Below are 25406 nucleotides of genomic sequence, written 5' to 3'. Positions count from 1 at the left end.
CCGCTGCGCCGCAGACCGCTCACCCCACCGCCCGGCGCCCGGTCCGGCCGCCGCGCCCGCCGCCTGCCCGGCGGGGCCGACCGCCCGCCCGTTCTGCCCGGCCGGGCCTGCCTGCCCGACCGCCTGCCCGCCCTGCCCGACCGCCGCCGAGTCCGGCGGGGACCCGGCCGACCGGTACGGCTCGTCCAGCACCCGGATCAGCCGGGCCGCCTCGGTGCGCCACTTGCGGTCCACGACCTCCTGCGGGTACTGGCTCCAGTGCACCGGGGACCAGTCCGGCCCCGGCTCGGGCGGCCCGCCGTGGAACAGGCGTGCGGCCAGCAGCGACGCCGCCTCGTCCACCAGCCCCGGCTCCTCCAGCAGGTCGCACGCGGGCCGCTCGCCGAGCCGTGTGGTGAAGCCCTCGGCCAGCCGGTCGCGCCGGGACAGCTCGGTCAGCGCCGACACCACCCCGGCGTCCAGCCGGGACGGCCACCGGCCCATCCGCCAGGCGGGCAGCGCCACCCGGTTCAGCAGCCGGTCCCAGCCCGCGTAGGCCAGGCCCACCTGCTCCTGAGCGACGATCCGCAGCCCGTAGTCCACGCTCTGCGCCCGCTCGGAGGCGGCCGCCGCGACGGCACGCTCCATCTCGGCCGCCTGCCCCCGGCAGCGGCGCAGCAGCACCCGCGCCACCCAGCCCACGAAACCGCAGGCCCAGGCCCGGACGCGCGGCCCGGAGGCGGCAGCGGCGGCCATGGCCGCGACGGCCGCGTCCAGCCCCCGTACGAACCGCCGGGCCGCCGCTATGTCCGGGTGCGCGGACGGGCCCGTACCGGCGACGACCGGCGCGAGCAGCGCGCGTAGCTCGGCGACGCGCATCCACCACAGGAAAGGCGACCCGATCACCAGTACGGGCGCCCGCCCCCGCCGCGCGCCGCCCCGGCCCGCCGGGTCCGCCTCGGCTCCGGCAAGGCCGGGCAGCGACACGGCCCACGGGTCGCGGCGCCGCCCGCGGCGGCGGCCGTGCGCCGGGTGCGTACGGTCCTCAAGCCAGCTGTCGCAGTCGGGCGTGAGCGCTATCGCCGACGGCGCCGGTACGTCGAGCCGGTCGGCCAGGTCGCGCACCATCCGGTGCAGGCCCGGCGCCGACTCCTCGGCTATCGGCACGGTCGGGCTGAGCGCGGGCCTGGCCCGCGCGATCACGGCGGCCGTGCCCGCCGCCGCCAGCAGGACCACCACGGCCCCGCCCACCACCGCCCACCGGACCGCGTCCCAGCCACCGCCGTCCGAACCCCCGACGCGCCCGGTGGCGCCGCCCAGCAGCAGCACCGCGGCCGCGACGGCCGGGAGCAGCGCGACCGCGACCGCGACGCTCCGGACGCGCAACACCGCGAGAGCGCGGGCGCGCGCTGTGTGTACGCCTGTCTCCTGGCCTGCCACGATTCCGATCACCCCCTTGATGCCCAGCCGGTGAGAGATAACAGCGAGCGCGGCGGCGGTGGACCACTTCTCCCCACTGTCGCACCGGCCGCCCCAGGCGCAATGCCGGTGAGCCAGTTGGCAGCGCGCCTGATCGGCACACTAGTTGGGCCGCCGACTTGACGTCAGCAAGATAGGGGGCGGCTCACCCGATGGAATGGCCTTGCGGCAAAGGGGGAACCATGGGTTACCCATCGGACGTATGGGGGGCGCGCGCGGGCGCATTGCGCCGTCGGTCCGGGTTTGGGGGGCGGGGGTGCCGGATGGGTGAGGCGGGTGGGGGTGGGGCTGTTGTCGGAGGCGTCTGCCAGTCTTGGGGTACGGCTGAGGGGGGCTCTGCGGTCAAGGGACGGCAAAGGGGCCCTGAGGGTGCAGGTCACGGAGGGTGGTCCCCGCGCGAGCGGGGGTGGTCCGGAACTCAACGCCCACCTCGCCTGGCATCCGGAGTGGTCCCCGCGCGAGCGGGGGTGGTCCCGGCAAGGTCTCCGTCCTCATCGGCAGCACGGAGTGGTCCCCGCGCACGCGGGGGTGGTCCCGGGTTCTCCACCGAGGTGAAGGAAAACCTGCGGTGGTCCCCGCGTGAGCGGGGGTGGTCCGACCAGGTTGCCTCGGCCGCGCGGCGTGGTGCGGTGGTCCCCGCTGGGCGGGGGCGGCCCCGGGACGGGGGATGTCCGCGTCCCGGGGCCCTTCGGCTCCGTACCCCCTGCCATCTGTGGTGATCCGTCCAGGGGGCGCGCTGAGGTGCGCGTTGTCGGGGCCGGGGTGCCCGGCCGGGGATGCCTCCCCAGGACCCCGTGCGGCCGGGTATCAGAGGGCGGGCCGCTGCTTCCACCGGCTCCGGGCTCACCACGCCCAGGGCCTTCAGCCGTCCGCCTGGTCTGGTCGGTCTGGTCGGTGTCTGGTGCCCGGCCCTGGCCCAGGGGCAAAGGGGTGGGCCAGAGCCGGGCGGTGCGGGGCGGCCCCGGGGGGATGGACCGCCGCCGCGCCCCGGCGGGGCGGGTGAAGCGCGGGCGGTGACCAGCCGCCCGCCGCCCCGGCCGGGGAGCTGGGGTTCGCTCCGGGTCGTCCCGGCGTGCGGTCGCGTGGCGTACGAGCGCGTGGGTCAGCTCGGCGTCGGCCGGCCACAGCAGCCGCTCCACGTACGACACCGGGGCGCGCGTTCCGGTCTGGAAGCGCTGGGCCGCCGCCCGCAGGGCCTGCCGTCTGGCCGCCCGGCGGGCCCTCGCGGCCCGCAGCCGGTCCCAGGCGCGGACCAGCCGCGCCCAGCCGGTCACGACCCGTTCCGGTGGGCCAGCACGGCCTGGTACAGCTGCCGCAGGGTGCCCCCGAGCGCGCACGGACCGCCGGTCGCCCGGCAGGCCGGGCAGCGGGCGGCGTGCTCTCGGGCCAGCGCCTCGGCCTCCTCGGAGCGCAGGTGTTCCGGCGCGCACTCCCGGCACACCCACCCGCCTGGGCGGCAGGGGAAGAGGGGTTCGGCGGTCCTGGCGCAGCCGGTGCAGGTGGGCGGCCCGGGCATTCCGCGTACGGCGAGTTGGAGGGCGGCGCGCAGGTGGGCCGGGTGGGTCAGCAGGCAGCCGAGCCGGGGCCGGACCCGCCACCGGGGCAGGGAGCCGTCGGTGACGTGGACGGCCGGCAGGACGACGAAGGACCCGGTGCCCAGCACCCGGACCTCGGCCAGGTCCCAGCCGGAGGCGGCGTACGGGCGCACGAACCAGTACAGGACGGCGCGGCCGGAGTCCTCCACCACCGCGCCGGTCCGCTCGCGCAGCACGGCCAGCGTCCGCTCCCCCAGCGGGACCGGGACCCGTACGGCGTCCCACGCGCCGCCCGCGGGCCGGGCCTCGTGGTCGTTGTACGGCGGGGTCCACCACGCGAAACCGTCGAAGCCGCTGCCGATGCCACTGTCGAAGCCGTCGCCGGGGCCGTCGAGGTCGAAGCCGCTGGCGACGGCGGCCAGGTGGGCGCGCCGGGCGCGGTCGCCGGGGGTGCGCCTGGGCTGCGCGCGGCCGGTCACCGCGCGCACCGCCCGGCCTCGGAGCCGGTCTCCTCGCCGAGGAACTGGCCCAGGTCGGCGTACAGGCGGCGGGCCTGCCGCTCGTCCAGCGTCAGCTCACCCCGGCCGACCCGCCCCCCGACCGAGCCCAGCGCCAGCGGCACCGCGATGCCCCGCTCCGTACGCCGTAAGGCCGCTCCGGCCGCCAGGGTGATGCCCAGCTCGGGCACGGCTCCCGGGTGACCGGGCAGGGTCGGTCGGCTGTTCGCGTCATGCATCGCGCGCTCCCTTGCGGGCGGGGTGTATCGATGCAGTGACGCTAAGTGCGCGCGGCGATCGTGATCAACGGCAGATTGGGGACCCCGGCCGCCGAAGCACCACCGGCGGTCACATGGGCAACCGCACGATGTCCGCGAGGGCCCGCATGTCCGGCGTCAGCGTCCGCCGCTTGCCGATGATGGTCTGAACGATGTCCCGCGCGTACCGCTGGTGCGGCAGCCACTGCGGCGCATCGCGCCAGACCCCCTTCAGCGTCCCGATCGCCTCCGGGTACTTCCGGAGACGGGTCTGGGCCTGCGCCACGTCGAGGAGATACCGGTTCCAGTTGTTGGCCGACGTCTTGGACAGCGCTTTCGTCGGAATCCGCGAGGCGAGCGCCAGGACCGCGTCCGGCCTGTCCTCCACCATGGCGTGCTCGGCGCGCTTCATCTCCACGGAGAACCTGGAGAAGCGGCCCAGGCTCAGCGACGAGAAGGGGACCCGCCGCCGCCCGATCGCAGCGGCCGCGCTCTCGGCCAGCGCCAGCGCCTGCGCGGCCTCCTCGGGCCGGTTGTCGCGCGCCGAGGCCGTCGCCACACGCAGCAGCAGTCGGCCCCACGCCTCCAGTTCGCTGGGCGTCGCCCGGGAGATGCGCGGCTCGGTGTCGTCGGCCCACTGGACGGCCAACTCCCGGGCCTCCGCCAGCCGCCCGCTCCGCAGGAGCAGCCAGCACTGCGTGTTGATCACCGCCGCGCCGTACACGACATCGGGCGCGCCGCTGAGCGCCCAGCGCAGCGCCACCTCCGCGGCGTCGTACTGGCGCGTCTGGGTCATGAACTGGCCCGTCATCTTCATGACCTGAACCCGGAGGGCGACGCCTCGCGGGTCCAGCGAGGCGAGGACGTTGGTGTCGTGAATCAGCTTGGGCAGCAGTGAGCGCATGCCGTCGAGGCTCCCCCGGGCGTAGTGCCGGGTCACCGCCGTCAGTGCGTCCTGCACGCCGTGGGCGGTGGGGGGTTCCTCGATATGGGCGTGGCGCTCGGGAGAGGTGAGGGCTGCCCGTACGGCCGCCCACTGCCCGGCGTCGTCCTCGGCCGGGTGCTCGTNNNTGCCGGGTCACCGCCGTCAGTGCGTCCTGCACGCCGTGGGCGGTGGGGGGTTCCTCGATATGGGCGTGGCGCTCGGGAGAGGTGAGGGCTGCCCGTACGGCCGCCCACTGCCCGGCGTCGTCCTCGGCCGGGTGCTCGTGGGTCTCCTTCGCGATCAGCTTCGTGGTCCGCACCCGCAGGGCCGACGCCAGCTTCCGGGCCGTCTCCAGANCTCCGCAGGAGCAGCCAGCACTGCGTGTCCGTCACCGCCGCGCCGTGCACCCCGTCGGGCGCGCCGCTGAGCGCCCAGCGCAACGCCACCTCCGCAGCTTCGAACTGGCGCGTCTGCGTCATGAGATGTCCCGCCATCTTCATGACCTGCACCCGGAGGGCGACGCCTTGCGGGTCCAGCGAGACGAGGACCTTGGTGTCGTGGATCAGCTTCGGCAGCAGCGAGCGCATGCCGTCGAGGTCCCCCCCGGAGTAGTGCCGGGTCGCCGCCGACAGTGCGTCCTGGACGCCTTGGGCGGTGGGGGGTTCCTCGATATGGGCGTGGCGCTCGGGCGAGGTGAGCGCTGCCCGTACGGCCGCCCACTGCCCGGCGTCGTCCTCGACCGGGTGCTCGCGGGTCTCCTTCGCGATCAGCTTCGTGGTCCGGACCCGCAGGGCCGACGCCAGCTTCCGGGCCGTCTCCAGCCGGGTGTCCGCCTTGACTCCCTGCTCCAGGTCCCGGATCCAGGAGAGCGACACGCCGGAGGCGACGGCGAGTTCGCGCTGGGTCATGCCGCGCCGCTTGCGAATGTCCCGGAGGCGGCCGCCAAGGGTCTCGTCGTCAGGCATACTGACTCCATTGTTCGTTCTGGCCTAGACACTCAGAACGGTACTCCCGCAACTAGCCGGGAAAACAAGCCGATTGGCCCCTGACCACCCGTTAGGGGCCGTCGTGCTGTTGGGGGTCGGACCGGGTGAAGGTGTGTTGACGCACCGGTGGGTACGCTCATCGGCAAGTGAATGAAAACGACCACTNGCAAGCCGATTGGCCCCTGACCACCCGTTAGGGGCCGTCGTGCTGTTGGGGGTCGGACCGGGTGAAGGTGCGTCGGCGCACCGGCGGGTACGCTCATCGGCAAGTGAACGAAAACGGCCACCCTTGCCAGGGAAGCCGCAGGTCAGGAAGAGTGCTCCCCGCGCGGGCGGGGGTGGTCCCGGAAGGCCTCGGAATGAGCACACCCACAACCGGTGCTCCCCGCGCGTGCGGGGGTGGTCCCGAGTCCGCGACCTCCTGGGGCTCCCACGGCAGGTGCTCCCCGCGCGGGCGGGGGTGGTCCGGCGCGGTGTGACCCCCGCCCGGGGCCGATGCGTGCTCCCCGCGCGTGCGGGGGTGGTCCCCCGGGCCTGGTGCTGTCGTCACAGTGGGACCGCGCGTGCGGGGGTGGTCCGTCGCCGCGACGACCGAGGTGGGGGCGGCCGAGGTCCGGCCCCTCCCTCGGGCGACGGTTGCGGGGCGCCCACCGGGCCACGCCACCGCAATGTGGTGGCTAGTATGGTGGCATGTCGGTGATGACCTTGCGTATTCCTGATGAGCTGGACCCGTCGATCCGCGCGGGCGCCGAGGCGGCTGGCCTGAGCCTGAACGCGTACATCGTGCGCGCCGCCCGCCGTCAGGCCGTCCTCGATGCCGCGCAGCGGCTTGCCGCGCTCGGCCTCGGCGACGACCTGGCGGGCGAGGGCGACGCCCTGTGAAGCGGGGGGAGATCTGGACCCTCGATGACGGACGGAACGTCCTGGTCGTATCGCTGGACGGGCTGGAAACGGCGTTCGGCGCGGTGCTTGCGATCGTGCTGCACCCCTCCGGCCGCTACCCCGACACGGCCATGTCGGTGGTGATCGGCGACCCGCTGTCCTGCACGGCGGTCGCGGTCAACCTCCAGCAGCTCCGCGTCGCCCGGTTCGACGGCGGCAAGTGCCTGGGCTCTGTCGACCCTGCCGCCATGGCACGCGTCGGCCAAGCGCTACGCGCGGTGCTCGACCTGTAGCGCCTGGGCCGGATCCGGCGTCGCCCCCATGCCCCGGGCCCGGAGGGCCTACCCCTCCGCCACCCGTGCCGCGATGTCCGTCCGGTGGTGGGAGCCCTCCAGGCCGATGCGGGCCACCGCGCGGTACGCGCGGGCGCGGGCCTTCGTCAGGTCGGAGCCCGTTGCCGTCACCGACAGGACCCGGCCGCCCGCGCTGACGATCTCGCCCGTGGCCTCGTCCCGCTTCGTGCCCGCGTGCAGGACGTACGCGTCCGGGGCGTCCTGTTCGGCGACCTCCGCCAGGCCCGTGACCGGGTCGCCGGTGCGTGGGGTGGCCGGGTAGTCGTGGGCCGCGATGACGACCGTCACCGCCGCGCCCTCGCGCCAGCGCAGCGCGGGCTCGCCGTCGAGGCGGCCGGTGGCGGCGGCCAGCAGGAAGCCTGCCAGGGGGGTCTTCAGGCGGGCCAGGACGACCTGGGTCTCCGGGTCGCCGAAGCGCGCGTTGAACTCGATCACCCGCACCCCGCGCGAGGTGATCGCCAGGCCCGCGTACAGCAGGCCGGTGAAGGGCGTGCCCCGGCGGCGCAGCTCGTCCACCGTGGGCTGGAGGACCGTCGCCAGCACCTCGTCCACCAGCTTCGGGTCGGCCCACGGCAGCGGGGAGTACGCGCCCATGCCGCCCGTGTTCGGGCCCTCGTCGCCGTCGTACGCGCGTTTGAAGTCCTGCGCGGGCTGAAGCGGGACGACCGTCTCGCCGTCCGTGACCGCGAACAGGGAGACCTCGGGGCCGTCCAGGTACTCCTCGATGACCACCCGCTGGCAGCTCAGCGCGTGCGCGCGCGCCACCTCGGCGTCCTCGGTGACCACCACGCCCTTGCCCGCCGCCAGGCCGTCGTCCTTGACCACGTACGGCGGGCCGAAGGCGTCCAGGGCCGCGTCGATCTCCGCCGGGGTGTGGCACACGTAGCTACGGGCCGTGGGCACCCCGGCCGCCGCCATGATCTCCTTGGCGAACGCCTTCGAGCCCTCGATCCGCGCCGCCTCCGCCGACGGGCCGAAGGCCGGGATGCCGCGGGCGCGCACCGCGTCGGCGACGCCCGCGACCAGCGGGGCCTCCGGGCCGACGACGACCAGGCCGACGCCCAGCGAGGCGGCCAGCTCCGCGACGGCCGGGCCGTCGAGGACGTCGACCGCGTGCGACTGCGCCACCTCGGCGGTGCCGGCGTTGCCCGGCGCGCAGTGCAGGGCGGAGACGTCGGGGTCGAGGGACAGGGAGCGGCACAGGGCGTGCTCGCGGGCGCCGCTTCCGATGACGAGGACCTTCACGAGGGGCAAGCCTATTGCCTCCGGTCCGCGGGCGGCCCGCGGGCGGTCCGGACGGGTGCGGGTGGGGTGCGGCGCGGGGTGCGGGCGGGTGCGGGCGGGCGGCGTCCGGGTGGGGCTTCGTGCGCTGCCGCCCGGGCCCCGGGCCGGGCCGCCCGGCCGGCCCTTCTCCTCTCGGCGCCGACCGCTCGTCCCGCTCGTCCGAGAGGTCCGTTCCGTGCCGTAGCGCACTCTTTTGAGTGAGGTCCACGCCCGGGACCCGTCGGCCCCCCACTACTTACGGGCGGTAACCTTCCGATCCTGGCGGCGCCGCCGCCCGTTCGACGGTAGGAATGACCCGGACACGCGGCCGCGAGAGGAAGTGCAACGGGTGAGTCAGTCGGAGATGCGCCCCGAGGGCCTTTCCCGGCGAGCGGGCTGGAAGGAGCGCGCCTGGCCGGACCGGGACGGGCGCGCCGACCTGCTGGGGCGGCCCTTCCCGCACGGCGACTGGGGCGAGCCCGCCAAGCGCCTCGAAGAGCTGTACACCTGGGTGGAGGACGGCGCCCTGCGGCTGGCCGGGCGGTACCTCGCCGACCGGGTCTGGAAGCGCCGCGTCGCGCGGGGCCTGCGCGCGGGCACCGCGGCCGGGGCCGTGGTCGGCGCCGCGCTGCCGCTGCTGGAGCTGACCGGCACGCTGGACGGCGGGGCCCGGTGGGGCGTGCTGGCCCTGCTGCTGGCCGCCGCCTGTGCCGGCTTCGACCGGTTCTTCGGGGTGACGTCCGGCTGGATGCGGGACGTGGCCACCGCCCAGGCCGTGCAGCGGCGGCTTGAGGTGCTCCAGTTCGACTGGGCGGCCGAGAGCGTGCGGGAGGTCCTGGGCCCGACCGAGGGGACCGCGAGCGAGGCCGCCGAGCGGTGCCTGACCGTGCTGCGGCGGTTCAGCGAGGACGTGTCGGAGCTGGTACGGGCCGAGACCACCGGCTGGATGGTGGACTTCCACACCGGTTCGCCGCCGCTGCTCACCCAGGCGCTCACCCACTGGGGGCACCGGCCGGACGCCGCCGGGCCGGGCGGCCGCTTCCCCGTGCCGCCCGGCACCCGGCCGACCATGCCGCGCCAGCGGCCGCCCGAGCCGCCCCGGTAAGGGCCTGCTCGGGTTCCGGCCTGGCCCGCTTGCAGCCTGTCTCGGTTCCGGCCTGGCCCGGTTCCGGCCTGCTTCGGTTCCGGCATGTCCCGGTCGCGGTCCGGTCCGGTAGGCGCCTGGTCCGGTTGCGGTCTGCTCCGGCCGCGGCACGCGGTCCGTACAAGGGCAGAGCGTCACCGGGGCGGCCCGTACGCCCGGTCGTATGGGCCTGGTCCTACGGCCGGGCGCACGGACGAGGCTCAGCTGAACACGATCATCGCGCCCTGGCTCAGGCTCCGCGTCGCCGCCACGTGCAGCCCCCGCCACACCTGCCGCTCCCGCCCGAACGGGCCGTCCTCGCCCGGTGGCAGCGGCGGCGCGGGCTCGTCCAGGCCGGTGGGGCGGTGCGGGACGACCGGCGCGGGCGGGGGTTTGGCCGGGTCGATGCCGAGTGCCGGGGCGACCAGGTCGAGTTCGCGCAGCAGGCCGTGGCTGGATCCCAGCGGGCCGCCGCCTTCGAGGAGTTCGTCGTTGGTCAGCGGGGCGGCGAAGTCGACGGGCACGTACGCGCCCGCGTGGTCGTAGTGCCACACCAGGTGCGACTGCTGCGCGGTCGACTCGAACATCTCCAGCAACTGCTCGTAGTCGCCGCCCAGTTCGTCCACCGGCGTGACGCTGAGGCCGCACACGTGCAGCAGGTAGGCGCGGCGCAGGAAGTGCAGCGCGTCGTAGTCGAAACCCGCGACCGGGGCGACGTCCCCGGCCAGTCCCGGCACGTAGCCGAAGACCGGGACCGGCGGCAGGCCGGCGTCCCCGAGGGCCTTGTCGTAGGCGGCGATGTCCTCGGCGAAGGGGTTGTCCGGGTTGTGGAGCAGCACGTCGACGAGGGGGACCAGCCAGAGGTCACATGCCAACGGGATCTCACTCTCGGGTCTCGTGGGTGGTCGGTGGACCGGCCAGCGTAGCCCTCCGCGCACCCTCCGCGAAGTCGGCTGCGCGTCACTTCGCCGTGGTGGCCGGGAACGGCTCCCCGGGGAGCGGCTGGGGAGGCCGGGGGGCCGGCCGCGGGCCGCGCGCCGGGTCCGCGCGGGCGAACCTGACCGGTCCCGTCGGCAGGTCGGCCGCGGTGGCCGTGGCCTCCGCGGCCGGCCGTACGGGCGGCACCAGGCGCGGCACCAGGCGCGGTTCCAGCGGTTCCAGGGGGCCGCGGGGCGGTATGTCGGGCGGCTCGCCGGTGGCGGCGGGCAGCACGTGGATGAACAGGGCGAGCACGCCGACCACGACGGCGACGGCGGCGGCCGCCGCCACCGGCAGGGTCACGCGCCGTACGCGCACCAGGCGCCTGCCCTCCCGGACGGCCCGCGCCGTGCGCTCCACGTCGCCGCCGGGTCCCGGGGAGGGGTCCGCACCCGGGCCGCGCAGCGGCGACAGCAGCCGCTCGGCCTCCCACTCCAGCTCGTCGTCCCGCCTGTGCCGCCTGTCNGTGCTCCCCGCGCGTGCGGGGGTGGTCCGCGACGGGCCAGACCTCATCGACACCCGATTCGGTCGTCCCCGCGGGCGCGGGGGTGGTCCCTCGACGGTCAGGGGATCAGGCGACCAGGGCGCGTCGTCCCCGCGGGCGCGGGGTAGCCCCAGCGAGAGATGCAGTCCGCGGACGGCTGGCCCGTCTTCCCCGCGCGGGCGCTTGCTGAACTTCGGCGGCGACAGGACCCGGATTCCCTGAAGCCGCTGGAACACTGACAGGCATGATGGAACTGAACGGAAACCCGGTGACGCCCGACGAATTGAAGGCGCTGGCCCTCGCGAACTACGGGCACTTCACGTCCATGCGCGTCGATGATCAGCGGGTGCGCGGTCTCGACCTGCACATGGAGCGCCTGGCCCGCGACTGCCGGACGGTCTTCGGCGTGCCCCTCGACCTTGAACAGGTGCGCGAGTACGCCCGCCGCGCCGTATCCACGAGCACCGGCTCCTTCGTCATCCGCATCACGGTCTTCGACCCATCGCTGGACATCGGGCGCCCTGCCGCACCTGCCACCCCGCACGTCCTCGTGACCACCAGGCCGACGGCCAGGCTGCCCATGCCAGCGCTGCGGGTGAAGACGGTTCCATTCACCCGCGACACCCCGGGCGTGAAGCACCTCGGGCTCTTCGGCTCCCTTTACGCGCGTCGCACCGCGCAGCTCGCGGGGTTCGATGACGCGCTGTTCGTGGGCCCCAACGGCCTGGTCTCCGAAGGCGGGACCTGGAATGCCGGATTCATCGACGGACAGGGGAACGTCGTCTGGCCCAAGGCCGACATGCTGCCCGGAGTCACCATGGCGTTGCTCCAACAGCGCCACGACTCCACGACAGCGACCATCTCTCTCGCCGCGGCGTGCGGGATGCAGGCTGCCTTCGCCACGAACACCACGATCGGTGTGCGCGCGATCAGCGCGATCGACGAGACGACGCTGCCCGCGGAGCACCCCGTGCTCACGGCTCTGCGACAGGCGTACCAGGGAATCCCCGGCGAAGAGATCTAAAGCGCTGGGGTGGTTCCCGCGGGCGCGGGGGTAGTCCCGTCAACACTCAAGACCCGTCACGCCGCACACGGAGGTCACCACGAGCACCCAGCCAACCGAGCCGCAGCCGGATGACGAGCCGCTGCTCCCCATGCCGCCGCAGTCCGAATCGGCCCTGCGGGCGGCCGTTCAGCGCCTCGCCCCCGCCGCCGCCATCGCGTTCGAGCGGGAGTTCCATACGGCCTGGGAGCAGGCACTACAAGCGGACAGCACCGTGCCGATGCGCACGTTCCTGCACCGGTGGGCCGTGTGGGTATCGCTGCACCGGCACCCCGCGCGGGCGGCTCGGTTGCGCGCGTTGGAGCGGGTCGTCGGCGAGGCGGTGACGCGGGAGGCCGCGCGGGCCGCCGCCGTAGAGGTCGGTGAGCTGCTGGCCGCCGCGACGGCCGAGGTGACCGCAAGGTGAGCGACTGGGCGTGGGAGTACCTGCCGGACACCGAGCACGCAACGCAGGGCCTCGGCGGCCTGTTCGAACACGGGGGCCGACTCGACCTCGTCGAAACCCGAGCGGTCCACACGCAGGACGCCCGCGGGCATGTCCACACCGCTGTTCGTCCAGCCGACGAGCACCGACTCAGCGAACTCTCGGGGCAGTCCCACAGTGAACGGCTTCTTCCGCAATGCACTGGGGCATGAAGGGGCCGAACTGTCGTCCTCCGCGGCGTATCTCAGTGGAATGCGGTGGTGATTCCCGGACCCGGAACGAACTCCCCACCGAGCAGGGCACGCGGGGCCAGACCGCTTGAAACGGCGCAGGATTTCCACCACGCCTCGCACCGGGCGCCCCGAGCCGCGCCCAGTCGGCCGAAGGGCGCCAACGTGGCCGACCGCAACGTACCGCGCCCGCGGCGGGTCATCACCGAAAGCGACAACGCCATGGCCCTGGACATCAACCGTGATCACCGCGGCCCCGGCCCGTTCATCCTGCGCCACCATGGTCCGAACTCGGGATGCTGGTCGATCACGTCCCGATCATAGTTCCGACCGGGCGGATGGGCCTTGAGGCTTCCGCGTGCGCGGGGCGGGTCAGGTTTCGCGGTAGAGGTGAGTGATCTCGACGGGGCGGCCGCAGACCAGGTCATAGGTGCCGTGGTCGTCGAAGCCGAGGCGGTAGTGGTGGAGCACTACACGGCCTTGGTACTCGACCTTGCTGTCCGTGAGGACCACGCCCGGCAGGCGTGCCTTTTCCGCGAGCGTGCGCAGTTTCTGCGAGTCGAAGACTTCGATCAGGCCGAATTCGAAGTCGTCCGAATCTGGCATCAGGCATTCGTAGTCAGAGCCAGTCCACTCGAAGGACATAACCTGCTCGAATCGCAGCCGGACCGTCCCCTTGGGTTTGGCTCCCCGAGTATATTCGATGATGACAGTGGAGTTGTTCCCTCCCGCGTACGTCAGCACCTCGACACGAGCATTGTCCGCCCAACCGGTGGAAAGTTCCGCCCCACCGAGGACTTTGTATGCCACGAGAACTCCTCACTCAGGGCGTGTCCGGTATCTCCGCCCAGTACAGGATTCTGCTGTCATCGTCCCTGCTTTCGGTCACGGGGATGCGCCTGGAGGGACGTCTGCCACCGCCTCCGGGGATCGTCTCGCGCAGCCGCGCCCGGACGGAATTGCTGACCGCCTCTCTCGGGTCCTGGCGATGTTGGTCGGACGGTAGCCCGCGAGACTGAGCGCGGACAGACCGCGTGTGTTGGTCGACACGAGAACACCGTCGAGTTCGAACGCCTCGATGCGGATGGCGTCGGGGTTGAGCCTGTCCGCCCTCAGATCCGGCGCCTTCTGCCGCCGAGGACGCGCCCAGGGGCACTTCAACGCGATCCGGACGTGCCCGGTGGGTTACTACAGGCTCCAGGCCGCGGGCGCGAGGACCGGATGGGTGGGCTGCCCGGCCGGGGCGAAGGAGCAGGACCAGGCCGTCAGCGCCGGACGCCCGGATTCGGTCCACTCGGCGATGAGCTGTCCGGCCTCGTCGGCGAGCGCCTGCGCGGCGGGTGAGGGGGTGGGGTGGAGGGCCCCAGGCTGGACGAACACCGCGGTGTCATCGTCGGCGACGAGGGCGCAGCCGGTGTAGTCGGAGGTGCCTTCGGCGCTGGCGCAGGTGGTGCGTGGGTCGCGGGCTGCGAGGTGCATCCACAGGTCGACGTAGTCCCCGCGTGGGTCCAGTCCTGCGGGCACGGTGCCGCGTCGGGTGGCGGCGGGGTCCGGTGCGGGCAGCGCGGCGTCGCGGGCGATGGGCGCGGGGGTTGTTGCGGCGTACAGGGGGCCGGTCGCGGCCATGAAGTCCGCGTTGGTCACCAGGCGCCCGGTCAGCCCCGCGGCGGTGGGGCGGATGCGCGTCAGGGGGTGGAGGCCGCCGTGCGCGAGGGGTGCGAGGACGCTCCCGCCGTCGGCGAGTTGACCGAGCCAGGCAGCGGGGATACCGGAGACGCCGCAGGTGACGAGGATCAGGTCGTACGGGCCAGCGGCGTCGTGGCCGAGGTAGCCGTCTGCGGTGACCACGGTGACGCCTTGGACGTCGGCCCGCCCCAGTGCGGCGCGGGCCTCGTCGGCGACCACCGGGGAGGTCTCGATGGTGGTGACCTCGGCGCCGGTGATGTAGGCGATCAAGGCGGCGTTCCAGCCGGTGCCTGCTCCTACTTCCAGGACCCGCATACCCGGGGTGAGTGCGGCGGCTTCCAGCATCTTGGCGACGATGGAGGGCTGGGAGGTGCTGGACCAGCCTTCGGCGGCGTCGGTGGGGATGTGGGTCATGATGCCGCGGTCGGCGTAGGCCAGGTGCAGCAGTTCGTCGGTGGGCTGGGCAGGGTCGACCGTACGGTGCGCTCCGGTGGCGTAGTGCCCGGTGATGAACAGGTGCCTGGGCACCGAGGCGATGGCGTGCGCCACGGTCTCGGAGACGATGGCGCCCTTGGTGGTGAGGGTGTCGGCGAGTTGCCGGGCGAGTGGCATCCAGTCGGTGGTGGTGGTCACGGCTGATTGATCTCCTGCGACGGGTAGCGGGTGACGGGCGTGTAGAGCAGGCAGGGATTGCTGGGCTCGGCGACGGGGTGGCCGTCGGCCTCCAGCCAGGCGTGGACCTGGGCGGTGCCGGGTCTGATCCCGAATATCAGCGCGGGGGTGTGTCCGTGTGCGCGGCAGTACAGCAGCGCGGCCAGCGAGCGGGTCAGGCAAGCGGCCGTTCCACCGAGCCGGATGGTGGCGGTGCACACCGCGAGTACCGCGCGTTCGGCCTGCGCGGGGCTGGAGGGGCGGGCAGAGCGCTGGGCCCGGCGTACCGCGCGGTCCATCCGTTCGGGGCGAGTGGCGATGCGCGAGGCGATCAGGCCGCAGGCGCGGGCGAGCAGCCAGGTGCGGGGACCGAGTGCGACGCGAGGTGGCAGCGCAACGGGGAAGCTCACGAGGCGGTCACCGCTCCGGCCTGCTGGAGGGTGCCAAGGAGCGCGTCGAGATCGGTGCGCAGCCGTGCCGCGGGCACCGCGGGCCAGGCGCGGACGAGGGCCGCCTCGGCATCGACGACCGTGCCCCCGTCGGCGAGAGCGCTCACCGCGGTGGTGGCGGTGGCGTTCAGCAGCCATACCTGCCCGCTGGGCGTGGTCAAGGTGGCACGCCCGGTGGTCGGATCGGCCAGGACACGGACGCCGGGGGTGAGGGTCAGCATCGTGCCTCCGATACGCCAACGCCGCTGGGCATCGAGTGGTTACTGGCGGTACGGGCGAAGATCTCGCACATGACGGTCAGGTGCAGCATCAAGTCGGTGCGCGTATCGGCTCGATCCCACCCCTGGGCCGCGGCGGTCAGCGGCCCGACATCGACCAGGCCGAGGTCGGCCAGCACGCCGCCGGAACCCAGGAGAGCGGCGAGTCCCGGCCGGTGACGGATGCGGGCACCGGCAGTGTCCGCGCTATAGCCGCCCTTCGTCCGCCGGGTGAGATTGATCGCGGGGACGATTCCTTCCATCGCCTGCGTCAGCAGCGGTTTGAGCTGGTAGGGGCTGATGCGCTGCTCAGCGCGACACCGCAGGGCGGCCTCGATCACGGCTCGGTCGGTGTAGGGGTAGCCCAGATCGATCCCGAAGTTGCCGGCGGCGTCCGCCTGGAGGCGTGCCCAGCGGGCGAGGGAGCGCAGCGCCGCCATCGTGGTGTGCTGGTGGACTCGCTCGTGCAGCGGGCGCGCGGCCCTCGCCACGTCGCCGAGGGCCGCGGTCATCGCCTCGCGTGCCTGCCTGGTGAGCCAGGGCGGCACGCGGGGTCCGGCTTCCCAGCCCGCTGCGGGCGGATCGAGCCGACGTTCGCACAGCGTGGCGAGCCAGGCGCGGTACGGGCCCGGGTCGGCGGCCAACTGTTTGACCTGCCGCCGGGACACACCCCACAAGGCGGCCCAGCCTGCCACGTGGCGGCGGGCGGTGCGCGCGTCACGGCGGCGGGCATGGTGCAGGTACGGCCACGCGGCCAGCATCACCTCGTCCCCGCCCTTGCCGGACAGCAGCACGCTGGCTCCCGCAGCAGTGGCGTGCCTCCACCAGGCGGTTTGCCGGTCGGGACTGACCGCGGCCGGGCTGGGGGCGTCGAGGCGGAACGGGGCCCCCAGCCCGGCGAACTGTTCGGGGATGTCATCCGGTCCGAAAATGTGGTGCCGGACGCCTGCCTGCTCGGCGGCGGCAGTGCGGGCCCAGTCGAGGTCGTCGTTGCCTGGATCCGCCGGGATCCGGGTCATGTTGAGCAGTCGGCCTGGGGCCTGCCGGTAGGCGAGCGCGGAGATCGCGGTGCTGTCGGCGCCGCCGGACAGCTCGCACGCCACTATGCCGTCCTCGTTCCCGGTGCGGACGGCTACGGCCTGGGCCAGCGCGTCGCGGAAGCCGGCTGCGGCGTCGGGCAGGTCCACCTCATCGTCGGGAACCGACCACCACGATCGCACCGACAACGCGCCGCCCGCGGTGATGTGGGCCGCCCAGCCAGGCGGGACGGCCCGCACCCCTTCATAGCAGGTGGCACCGGAGTCGGCCAGGGCCAACAGCGGTGCGGGGGCAAGCAGATGCGCGGCCAGGTGCGCAGGGTCCAGCCGGACCGGCCCTGCCGTCTCGGCCAGGATGCGGGCGTGGTCGCCAAGCACCAGATGGCCGGCGATCTCAGCAGTGAACACCGGCCGCATCCCGGCGGTATCCCCGCACACCCACACCTCGTCGCCGAACCGGGCAATGGCGTGGTAACTGCCCGGATGCCGCATCAGCGGCTCCACCCCACACGCCCATAACCCCTTGACCTGGCCGACCAGACGGGCCTCGTCCAGGCCGTGGGTGCCGATCAGAGCCACCGTGGTGACACCGGATCGGGCGATCACCAGCGGGCGGAGCGAGCGGCCGACGATCCACGGCTGCCCATCTTGGACGGCCAGCACCCGGGTGCCCGGGTCGGCGGCCTTACAGCGGGAGATGACAGCGGTCCGCTGTGCTGCCGAGATGTTTCCCGGCAGCACAGCGAACCACTCAGCGAGCGTCAGCCGCATATCCGGGCTGCCACTTGACGGTAGAGAAGTCTCCGTCGTCGGACTGGCCCTCGCTGTAGCTACCGGCAGCCAGGCCGACGAGGGTGCCGGCCAGGCGGGCGGTAGGCGCCTCGTACCCTGCGCCCGCAACGGGCTCATGCTGCGCCTCGGGTTCGATCATTGCGGGGTTCCTCCTTGTCCTCGGTGGTGCGTCCCGGTGGTGCCAGGTCCTCTCGCCGGGCTCGTGCACGGGCATGGCCCGGCGAAGAGCTGGGGTGTCTGTGCCGTCACAACGCGGCGTCCGAAAGGGACAGGTGCGTGCTACCGGCCCGCCCGGCCGCCGACTGTGCGGAGGGCCAGCGGCACCGCGCTGCCCCGCCCCGGCCGCCAGGGTGATGCCCGGCTCGGGTACAGCTCCCGGACGGGCGGCCGGGGTCGGTGGACTGGGCGCGTCATGCATCGCGCGCTCCCTTGCGGGCGGGGTGTATCGATGCAGTGACGCTAAGTGTGCACGGCGATCGTGCTCAACGGCACTCTCAGGGCCCCGGCCGCTGAAGCACCACCGGCGGTCACATGGGCAACCGGACGATGTCCGCGAGGGCCCGCATGTCTGGCGTCAACGTGCGGCGCTTGCCGATGATCTCGCTGAGAATGTCCTGCGCGTACCGCTGGTACGGCAGCCACTGCGGCGAGTCACGCCAGATCCCCTTCAGCGTCATGATCGCCTCCGGGTACTGCCGGGTACGTGTCTGGGCCTTCGCCACGTCGAGGAGATACCGGTTCCGGTTGCCCGACGTCTTGGGCAGCGCGTTCGCCCGGATCTGCGAGGCGAGCGCCAAGACCGCGTCCGGCCTGTCCTCCACCATGGCCTTCTCAGCGCGGTTCATCTCCACGGTGACCTTCGAGAAGCGGGCCCAGTGGAGCGGCGAGAAGGGGACCCGCCGCCGCCCGATCGCAGCCGCCGCGCTCTCGGCCAGCGCGAGCGCCTGCTCGGTGTCCTCGGGCCGGTTGTCGCGCGCCGAGGCCGTCGCCACGCGCAGCAGCATTCGGCCCCACACCGCCAGTTCGCCNACGTTCGGCACGTTCGGCACGTTCGGCATGCGCGCTACTCCCTCCCCGCGCTGTCCGCGGGTCCCCCACCGTCCCTGGTTCCCGCGCCGCGGGTTTCTCCACCGTCGCCGGTGCCCGCGCCGCTCCTGGTCGCCCCGCCGCCCCTGGTTCCCGCGCCGCCCCTGGGCCCTCCGCCGCCCAGGGGCCCGGCCAGGGGCCCCGCTCTGCCCGGTGGACCGGCACCGCCCGCCGCCGGTCCGACGCCCTCCAGCGGCACCCCGTACGGCGACAACTGGCCGCCCAGGAGCGTGCGCAGCCGGGCGAGGCCTCGCGCGGACTGGCTTTTCACGTTGCCCTCCGAGCAGCCGAGTATGCCCGCCACCTCGGCGACCGACAGGTCGCACAGGAAGCGCAGCACCAGCACGGCGCGCTGCCGCGGCGGCACCCGGGACAGGGCGGTGTGCACGACCGTGCGCGTCTCGACGTCGGGTCCGCGGGCGGCCGGCGGCAGTCCGGGGATCTCCTCCGGGGTGCCGGCCAGCCGCACCCGCGCCCAGCCGAGCCGCTGTTCGTTGAGGAAGCAGCGTACGAGCATGGCGTGCACGTACGCGTCGAGGTCGGCGGCGGCGCAGGCCAGCCGCCAGTGGACGTAGAGCCTGGTGAGCGTGGTCTGGACGATGTCGTCGGCGCGGTGCGGGTCCCGGCACAGCAGGTGGGCGACGCGGCGGAGCACGGGCAGCCGCGCCGACACGTACGCCGTGTAGGCGCGTTCGGCATCAGCGGCTGGGCCCCCTTCGCTCACCCACCCAGTCTCCACACCCAGACGCCTCCGACCCACTCGCCCGGCTGGCCCAGCAACTGCTTCAGGGTTTCACGCAGGGCGCCGTCGCTCGGCTGCGGGGGCAGGACGAGCGCGCCGGCGTGCCAGTAGGCCAGGTCGGTCAGGGCGTCCTGGCGCTGCTGGGGGCCGATGGCCGGCACCAGACCGGTGTCGCGGACCTGGCTGAGCAGGCTGCTGGTCGGGCGCGGCACGGCGCCGTAGACGCCGATCTTGTCCGGCCCCCACGGGCCGACGAAGTAGCCCTGGGGGATGGCGAAGCCGAGGTCGGCCGTGGTCTGCCAGTGCAGGGCCTCGGCGCCGGCCGCGCTGGGCACGGGTACGGGCACCAGGGTGCGGCCGCGCGGGACGTACGAGCGCCAGGTGCCGTCGGCGATGAAGGACGGCACGGGGGTGCGGTCGGTGGTGGGGTAGGCGGTGGGCACGATGGGCAGCAGGGCGGTGACCACGGCCACCCACCCGGCGAACCGGACCACGCCGTCCTGGTTGCCGGCCAGCCGGTCGCAGCCGAGGGCGAGGAGGATGCCCAGGACGGGCGCGGCGGCCATGGCGAGCCGGGATTCGAGGATGGAGTCCAGGCCGGGCAGGTCGGCGAACAGCCGCCAGGGGCCGGGCAGTTCGCGGTCGGTCCACGGCAGCGGGATCGTCCGGCCCAGCGACAGCAGGCCCATCACGAAGGCAGTGAAGCCCAGGGCGCGTACCCGCACGTCCTGCCACAGGGCGGCCAGCAGGGCGGCGGCCAGGGCCAGCAGCGGCCAGCCGAAGAAAGCATTCTGCTCGGTGCGGTTGACGGCGAGCCTGTCCGCGGTGGCCTCGTCGCCGGCCAGCGAGCGGCCCGCGAACTCCACCAGCGCGCGCGGCGAGTTGCCCTGCGGGCCGTGCGGCAGCCCGTGGTAGCTCTGGTCGCCGAAGAACTGCCAGTACAGCGGGTACGCCAGCAGCGGCAGGCTCACCGCGAGCGCGACGCCCAGGCCCCGGCCGAGCGGCACCAGGGCGGCGCGCGCGACGGACGGGCGCATGGCCGCGTAGCCGACCGCGAACAGCAGCATCGCCATGCACGCGATCAGCAGCGGCTCCTCGCCGAGGAAGATCTGGTAAGTGAGGAGCAGGCCCAGGGTCACGCCGTCGCGCACCGGCCGGGCGGTCTCCCGGTCGCACAGCCGCAGCAGCCGGTCGACGATCAGCGGGATCATGAACAGCACCGCGAAGTTCGGGTGCGCGTTGGCGTGCGAGATCATCGGCGGCGCGAAGGCGGCCAGCGCGGCGCCGAGCGCGGCGGCCAGCCGGGACGTCACGAACCGGCGCACCAGCAGCCAGTACCAGGCGGCGGCGGTCCCGGCCAGGCCGCCGGTGAGCACCAGCGCCCAGGTCACGCCGGGGCCGAACAGGGCGGTGACCGGCGCGAGCGGCACGGACAGGCCGAGCATCACGGTGTTCGCCATGAGGTTCACGCCCAGCGGCGCGTTCTGAAGGTGCGTGAACAGCGGGTTGTCCAGGTGCCCGACGTTGTGCGCGGTGACCGAGAAGAACCACTCCCACTGGTTCTGGTCCTGCCCGCTGTCGCTGATGTAGCGGTGGTTCGGGCCCATCCACAGGCCCTTGTAGAGCCAGACCGCGCCGAGCAGGAAGAGGGTGAGGGCGAGGCGGTCGGCGGGCCGCAGCCGCTCGCCCAGCGCGTACAGCCGCACCCGGGCCAGGTCGGCCAGCACGCGCGCGTAGTCCAGGGCCCGTATCTTCGAGCCGGTCTGGTGCGCCCAGCGCACCGGCACCTCGCTGATCGACCAGCGGGCGCGCCGGAACATGCGCAGGATCTCGATGTCGATGCCCCAGCCGTCCAGCCGCGACCGGCCGAAGGCGGCCCGCGCGCGGTCGCCGTCGAACAGCTTGAAGCCGCACTGGGTGTCGCGCACGCCGGGCACGGCCAGGGCGCGGATCAGCCGGTTGCCCGCCTGGCCCAGGGCGCGGCGCGCCGGGTGCTGGCGCACCTCGATGCGCGCCTCCGGGTGGGCCCGGGAGCCGATGGCGGCCGAGTGGCCCTCGTCCAGCCGGTCCTGGAGCGCGTCCAGTTCCTCGATGGGCGTGGCGAGGTCGGCGTCGGCCAGCAGCACGTACCGGCCGCGCGAGGCGAGCACGCCCATGCGCACCGCGTGGCCCTTGCCGTGGTTGCCGGTGTACGGGGACTCCAGGCCGTCCCCGGACCCCAGCAGCCGTACGCGCGGGTCGGCGGCCGCGACCTCCTGGACGATGGCCGCCGTACCGTCGGTGGAGCCGTCGTCGACGACGATCAGCTCCCACTTCGGATAGCGGCCCGAGGCGTCGAGGTGTCTGCGGATGGCGTCGAGGGTCGGGCGCAGCCGCTGCTCCTCGTTGTACGCCGGGACGACGACGGTCAGATCGACGGCGTCTGCGGAGAGATGGGCCACTGATGGGCCGGTGGGGTATTCCAGCACGCGTGGGAGACCACTTGGGCCCCCCGGAAGGTTGCGTGTTCCACGTCACACTCGCACGGATGTGCACCCGGTGCGCTCGTTCGCCTACGTACGGGTATACGCACGGGTATACGCATGGGTACGCGTCGTGCGGACGGGCGGTGCGTCGCGCGGAGGCGCGGTGGTCGTACGCGGCGGGCGCGGGCCGTCGTACGCGGCGGGCGCGGGGTGGTCGTACGGTGCGCGGGCGGCGCCGGGCGGCGACTCAGGGGCGGCCGCGCGACACCAGTCCCTCTATCAGCCCCTGGAAGTCGTCGTTGTACGCTCCGATCAGCCGCTCGCCCGCGGACGCGTCCCCCCGCCCGAGGGCGTCGGCCAGCGCCGGGTGGTCGGCCCACAGCTTGCCCCGGAGGTCGGGCACGCCGCGCAGGTACGGAACGGTGAAGACCCACGTCTGCGCGCGTAGCCTCTGCAGAAACTCCAATATGTAGGGATTCCCGATGAAACCGACCAGCTCTCCCCAGAAGCGCAGGTCGTAGCCGATCAGGATGTCCAGGTCGCCGCTGCGCGCGGCGCGCGCGGCCTCCTCGGCCCGCCGGTGCAGCGACACCATCGCCTCCGGCGTGGACCGCATCAGCGCCGTACCCACGGCAAGGGACTGGCGGAACAGGCCCTCCACGACCATCGAACGGGCCTGGATCATGTGCCGGAAGTCCTCGATCGTGAACTCGTGCACGCGGAAGCCCCGGTGCTCCTCCACGTCCAGCAACCCCTGCGCCACCAGGTCGAGCAGGGCCTCGCGCACGGGGGTGGCGGACACGCCGTACTGGTCGGCGACCTCGCGCACGGTGAACTGGCGGCCCGCCGGGAGTCTGCCCGCGAGCATCTCGTCGTAAAGCGCCTCGGCGATCTGCTGCCTCAGGGTACTGCGCTTGACCGGGCTGGTGCCGGGCACAGGCATCGACGACCGTCTCCTTCCACGGCCGCCGCGTGTCGAATGCCGACGGCCCTCACATCACGATATGCGAGGGTCGTCGTACTGAGGGGTTTGGATTTCACGTCAGATGGGCATCTGCGGCGCGCAGCGCCTCGTCCAGGATGGCCAGTCCTTCCTTGGCCTCCGCCTCGGTGACCGTGCAGGGCGGGACGACGTGCGTGCGGTTCATGTTCACGAACGGCCACAGGCCGCGCCGCCTGCACGCGGCAGCGAAGTCCGCCATCGGCCGGGCCGCCGCGCCGGTGGCGTTGTACGGCACCAGCGGCTCGCGCGTCGCGCGGTCCCGGACCAGCTCCAGCGCCCAGAAGACGCCCGTGCCGCGCACCTCGCCCACGCACGGGTGCCGGGCGGCCAGTTCCGCGAGGCCCGGGCCCAGGACCCGCTCGCCGATCGCGGCGGCGTGCTCCACGATCCCCTCCTCCGCCATGGCGTTGATCGTGGCCACGGCGGAAGCGCAGGCCAGCGGGTGGCCGGAGTAGGTGAGGCCGCCGGGGTACGGGCGCTGGTCGAAGGTGGCGGCGATCTTCGCGGAGATCGCCACGCCGCCCAGCGGCACGTACCCGGAGTTGACACCCTTGGCGAAGGTCAGCAGGTCGGGCACGACGCCGAAGTGGTCGGCCGCGAACCAGCGGCCGGTGCGCCCGAAGCCCGCCATGACCTCGTCGAGGATCAGCACGACCCCGTACCGGTCGCAAAGGTCGCGAACGCCCGCCAGGTAGCCGGGCGGTGGCACCAGGATGCCCGCCGTGCCGACCACCGTCTCCAGCAGCACCGCCGCGACCGTCTCCGGGCCCTCGAACGCAATGGTGTCCGCGAGGTGCGCGAGCGCCCGGTCGCGCTCCTGTTCCTCCGTTGCCGAGTGGAAGGGCGAGCGGTAGAGGTACGGGCCCCAGAAGTGCACCACGCCCGCCGACGCCGTGTCCGACGCCCAGCGGCGCGGGTCGCCGGTCAGGTTGATCGCCCCGGCGGTGGCGCCGTGGTACGAGCGGTAGGCGGACAGCACCTTGGGGCGGCCGGTGTGCACGCGCGCCATGCGCACGGCGTGCTCGACGGCCTCCGCCCCGCCGTTGGTGAAGAAGATCTTGTCGAGGTCGCCGGGCGTGCGCTCGGCGATCAGCCGCGCGGCCTCGGAGCGCACGTCGACGGCGAAGCCGGGCGCGAAGGTGCACAGCCGCCCGGCCTGCTCCTGGACGGCGGCGACGACCTTGGGGTGCTGGTGGCCGATGTTGGTGTTAACCAGCTGGGAGGAGAAATCGAGGTAGCGGTTGCCGTCGTAGTCCCAGAAGTACGAGCCCTCGGCACCCGCGACCGCCAGCGGGTCGATGAGCCCCTGCGCGGACCAGGAGTGGAAGACGTGCGCGCGGTCGGCGGCCCGTACGGCGGCGCCGGTCTCGGGGTCGGGGGCGGGGGTGGTGGTCACGGGGGATACCTCGGGGTCGTGCGGGTGGTTCGCGGCTCGGGTGCCGGGCGGTCGCCCGGTTTTGCCGGGAGCGTACGGGGCGTCGTGCGGCTTCGCGGGTGGCCCGGGTCGTGCGGGATCTCGCCGCCCAGCGTACGGACCGGCCCGGCCGCCCGGCGTGCGCGGCCGCCATGATCTGGGCCACGTCGGGGCGCGGGGCGCGGCGGGCCGCCGTGGAGGGGCCGAAGCGGAGCCCCGTGGCGGAATGCCGAATCCGCCCTACGCCGGGGCCCTGGGAACCCCGGAAATGACTCCCTTACATACGGAACCGGTAACAGATCGCACGCGTCGTCCACTTCACTCACCGCCGCCTCTATTCTCTGGCGAGGGTTGACAGGGGAAGGGACGACGACGACATGGAAGACCTGGGGGCCGAGGACCCTCGTTGGATCGGCGAGTACCGGCTGGTCGGACGATTGGGCTCGGGCGGCATGGGCCGGGTGTTCCTGGCACACTCGGCGCGGGGCCGCACGGTCGCGGTGAAGCTCGTACAGCAGGACCTGGCGCAGCAGACGGAGTTTCGGCGCCGCTTCAAACAAGAGGTGCGCGCGGCGCAGCGGGTCGGCGGCAAGTGGACCGCGCCGGTCCTCGACGCCGACACCGAGGCGCCCACCCCCTGGGTCGCCACCGGCTACATCGCGGGCCCGTCGCTGCACTCGGTGGTGGCCAAGTACGGGCCGCTGCCCGAGCGGTCGGTGACCATCCTGGCCAACGGCCTGACGCGGGCGCTGGAGTCCATCCACGGCGCCAATCTGATCCACCGCGACCTGAAGCCGTCGAACGTCCTGGTCACCATCGACGGCCCGCGCGTCATCGACTTCGGCATCGCGCGCGCCCTGGAGACGGTCACCGACGGCATCCTGACGCGCAGCGGCGCGGTCGTCGGCTCGCCCGGCTACATGTCGCCCGAGCAGGTGCGCGGCGAGCGGGTCACCCCGGCCAGCGACGTGTTCTGCCTCGGCTCGGTGCTGGTGTACGCGGCGACCGGCCGCCAGCCGTTCGGCACCTCCGACAGCGGCGTGCACGCGGTGATGTACCGCATCGCGCAGGAGGAGCCGGTCCTGGACGGCCTGCCCGAGGGCCTGCGCGAGCTGGTGACCGACTGCCTGTCCAAGATCCCGTCCGTCCGGCCGACGCTGGAGGAGCTGCTGGAGCGCACGGCGGACCCGGCGGGCGCGGACTCCGACGAGCCGTGGCTGCCGGGCAGCCTGGTGGCGCAGCTCGGGCGGCACGCGGTGCAGCTGCTGGACGTCGAGACCCCGGCCGCGCCGGGCACGCCGGTGGTGCCCGCGCCGCCGCTGCTGCCGCCCGGCGCGCGGCCGGCCGCGGCGCCCGTACCGGCGCC

At 73.6% G+C, this 25406-nt stretch carries 24 protein-coding genes; 7 read left to right on the top strand and 17 right to left on the bottom strand.

The genetic code is table 11. The annotated features are described in order from the left end of the window. The 5 genes from RKE29_RS12385 to RKE29_RS12365 all read right to left on the bottom strand — a co-directional run. Positions 1 to 1431 (bottom strand): hypothetical protein (locus tag RKE29_RS12385; protein WP_312005242.1); only part of this gene is annotated, 1431 nt, incomplete at its 3' end. A gap of 1297 nt (positions 1432 to 2728) precedes the next feature. Then, the gene (locus tag RKE29_RS12380) at positions 2729 to 3472 is read right to left on the bottom strand and encodes a hypothetical protein (protein WP_312005241.1); all 744 of its coding nucleotides are present in this window, start codon (positions 3470 to 3472) and stop codon (positions 2729 to 2731) included. Continuing rightward, entirely contained in the window at positions 3469 to 3729 is a 261-nt protein-coding gene (locus tag RKE29_RS12375) for a hypothetical protein (protein WP_312005240.1), read from the bottom strand. The genes RKE29_RS12380 and RKE29_RS12375 overlap by 4 nt, the downstream gene beginning before the upstream one ends. A 109-nt stretch (positions 3730 to 3838) precedes the next feature. Continuing rightward, positions 3839 to 4708 (bottom strand): transcriptional regulator, encoded by an 870-nt coding sequence (locus RKE29_RS12370; protein ID WP_312005239.1) that lies wholly within the window; start codon positions 4706 to 4708, stop codon positions 3839 to 3841. Continuing rightward, complete coding sequence (locus RKE29_RS12365; protein WP_312005238.1) at positions 4693 to 5637, bottom strand: helix-turn-helix transcriptional regulator; 945 nt, start codon at positions 5635 to 5637, stop codon at positions 4693 to 4695. Before RKE29_RS12365 ends, RKE29_RS12370 begins: the two co-directional genes overlap by 16 nt. Positions 5638 to 6348: 711 nt before the next feature. On the opposite strand from RKE29_RS12365, the gene RKE29_RS12360 reads away from it, so the two are divergent. Then, positions 6349 to 6540: a toxin-antitoxin system HicB family antitoxin gene (locus RKE29_RS12360; protein ID WP_312005237.1), complete on the top strand. Its 192-nt coding sequence runs from the start codon at positions 6349 to 6351 to the stop codon at positions 6538 to 6540. Continuing rightward, entirely contained in the window at positions 6537 to 6833 is a 297-nt protein-coding gene (locus tag RKE29_RS12355) for a hypothetical protein (RefSeq protein ID WP_312005236.1), read from the top strand. Before RKE29_RS12360 ends, RKE29_RS12355 begins: the two co-directional genes overlap by 4 nt. Before the next feature lie 48 nt (positions 6834 to 6881). On the opposite strand, the gene purD is transcribed toward RKE29_RS12355, so the two are convergent. After that, positions 6882 to 8138 carry a phosphoribosylamine--glycine ligase gene (gene purD, locus RKE29_RS12350; protein WP_312005243.1) on the bottom strand — a complete coding sequence of 419 codons (1257 nt, stop codon included), beginning with the start codon at positions 8136 to 8138 and terminating at the stop codon, positions 6882 to 6884. Positions 8139 to 8505: 367 nt separating this feature from the next. Between purD and RKE29_RS12345 the strand changes: the two genes are divergently transcribed. Beyond that, entirely contained in the window at positions 8506 to 9261 is a 756-nt protein-coding gene (locus RKE29_RS12345) for an SLATT domain-containing protein (RefSeq protein WP_312005235.1), read from the top strand. A 239-nt stretch (positions 9262 to 9500) separates the two neighbouring features. On the opposite strand, the gene RKE29_RS12340 is transcribed toward RKE29_RS12345, so the two are convergent. Next, positions 9501 to 10154: a hypothetical protein gene (locus RKE29_RS12340; protein ID WP_312005234.1), complete on the bottom strand. Its 654-nt coding sequence runs from the start codon at positions 10152 to 10154 to the stop codon at positions 9501 to 9503. Between the two features lie 831 nt (positions 10155 to 10985). Here RKE29_RS12340 and RKE29_RS12335 point away from each other — a divergent pair. From RKE29_RS12335 to RKE29_RS12325, 3 genes are all read left to right on the top strand, one after another. Further along, a complete protein-coding gene (locus RKE29_RS12335; RefSeq protein WP_312005233.1) occupies positions 10986 to 11765 on the top strand; it encodes an aminotransferase class IV family protein in 780 nt (259 codons plus the stop codon). Between the two features lie 130 nt (positions 11766 to 11895). Beyond that, on the top strand, positions 11896 to 12210 hold the full coding sequence (locus RKE29_RS12330; protein WP_312005232.1) for a hypothetical protein: 315 nt from the start codon (positions 11896 to 11898) through the stop codon (positions 12208 to 12210). Positions 12211 to 12623: 413 nt separating this feature from the next. Continuing rightward, a complete protein-coding gene (locus RKE29_RS12325; protein ID WP_312005231.1) occupies positions 12624 to 12782 on the top strand; it encodes a hypothetical protein in 159 nt (52 codons plus the stop codon). Between the two features lie 48 nt (positions 12783 to 12830). On the opposite strand, the gene RKE29_RS12320 is transcribed toward RKE29_RS12325, so the two are convergent. The 10 genes from RKE29_RS12320 to RKE29_RS12275 form a co-directional block, all read right to left on the bottom strand. Beyond that, positions 12831 to 13268, bottom strand: a complete 438-nt coding sequence (locus RKE29_RS12320) for a hypothetical protein (RefSeq protein WP_312005230.1) — start codon at positions 13266 to 13268, stop codon at positions 12831 to 12833. 378 nt (positions 13269 to 13646) lie between these two features. Beyond that, on the bottom strand, positions 13647 to 14777 hold the full coding sequence (locus RKE29_RS12315; RefSeq protein WP_312005229.1) for a protein-L-isoaspartate O-methyltransferase: 1131 nt from the start codon (positions 14775 to 14777) through the stop codon (positions 13647 to 13649). Further along, positions 14774 to 15205 carry a lasso peptide biosynthesis B2 protein gene (locus tag RKE29_RS12310; protein WP_312005228.1) on the bottom strand — a complete coding sequence of 144 codons (432 nt, stop codon included), beginning with the start codon at positions 15203 to 15205 and terminating at the stop codon, positions 14774 to 14776. The genes RKE29_RS12315 and RKE29_RS12310 overlap by 4 nt, the downstream gene beginning before the upstream one ends. Further along, positions 15202 to 15465, bottom strand: coding sequence for a PqqD family protein (locus tag RKE29_RS12305; RefSeq protein ID WP_312005227.1), 264 nt, complete (start codon positions 15463 to 15465; stop codon positions 15202 to 15204). Before RKE29_RS12305 ends, RKE29_RS12310 begins: the two co-directional genes overlap by 4 nt. Then, the gene (locus tag RKE29_RS12300; RefSeq protein WP_312005226.1) at positions 15459 to 17309 is read right to left on the bottom strand and encodes an asparagine synthase-related protein; all 1851 of its coding nucleotides are present in this window, start codon (positions 17307 to 17309) and stop codon (positions 15459 to 15461) included. Before RKE29_RS12300 ends, RKE29_RS12305 begins: the two co-directional genes overlap by 7 nt. Then, a complete protein-coding gene (locus RKE29_RS12295; RefSeq protein WP_312005225.1) occupies positions 17290 to 17469 on the bottom strand; it encodes a hypothetical protein in 180 nt (59 codons plus the stop codon). Before RKE29_RS12295 ends, RKE29_RS12300 begins: the two co-directional genes overlap by 20 nt. Positions 17470 to 18393: 924 nt before the next feature. Continuing rightward, on the bottom strand, positions 18394 to 19140 hold the full coding sequence (locus tag RKE29_RS12290; protein ID WP_312005224.1) for a SigE family RNA polymerase sigma factor: 747 nt from the start codon (positions 19138 to 19140) through the stop codon (positions 18394 to 18396). Then, positions 19137 to 21599, bottom strand: coding sequence for a glycosyltransferase family 2 protein (locus RKE29_RS12285; protein WP_312005223.1), 2463 nt, complete (start codon positions 21597 to 21599; stop codon positions 19137 to 19139). Before RKE29_RS12285 ends, RKE29_RS12290 begins: the two co-directional genes overlap by 4 nt. A 271-nt stretch (positions 21600 to 21870) precedes the next feature. After that, positions 21871 to 22566 (bottom strand): GntR family transcriptional regulator, encoded by a 696-nt coding sequence (locus RKE29_RS12280; RefSeq protein WP_312005222.1) that lies wholly within the window; start codon positions 22564 to 22566, stop codon positions 21871 to 21873. Between the two features lie 94 nt (positions 22567 to 22660). Continuing rightward, the gene (locus tag RKE29_RS12275; RefSeq protein WP_312005221.1) at positions 22661 to 24022 is read right to left on the bottom strand and encodes an aspartate aminotransferase family protein; all 1362 of its coding nucleotides are present in this window, start codon (positions 24020 to 24022) and stop codon (positions 22661 to 22663) included. Between the two features lie 395 nt (positions 24023 to 24417). Here RKE29_RS12275 and RKE29_RS12270 point away from each other — a divergent pair. Next, on the top strand, positions 24418 to 25406 hold a 989-nt coding region (locus tag RKE29_RS12270), incomplete at its 3' end, for a serine/threonine-protein kinase (RefSeq protein ID WP_312005220.1).

This window comes from Streptomyces sp. B1866 (assembly GCF_031932565.1).
GTDB lineage: Bacteria > Actinomycetota > Actinomycetes > Streptomycetales > Streptomycetaceae > Streptomyces.
This window is presented reverse-complemented; position numbering and strand designations above follow the sequence as displayed.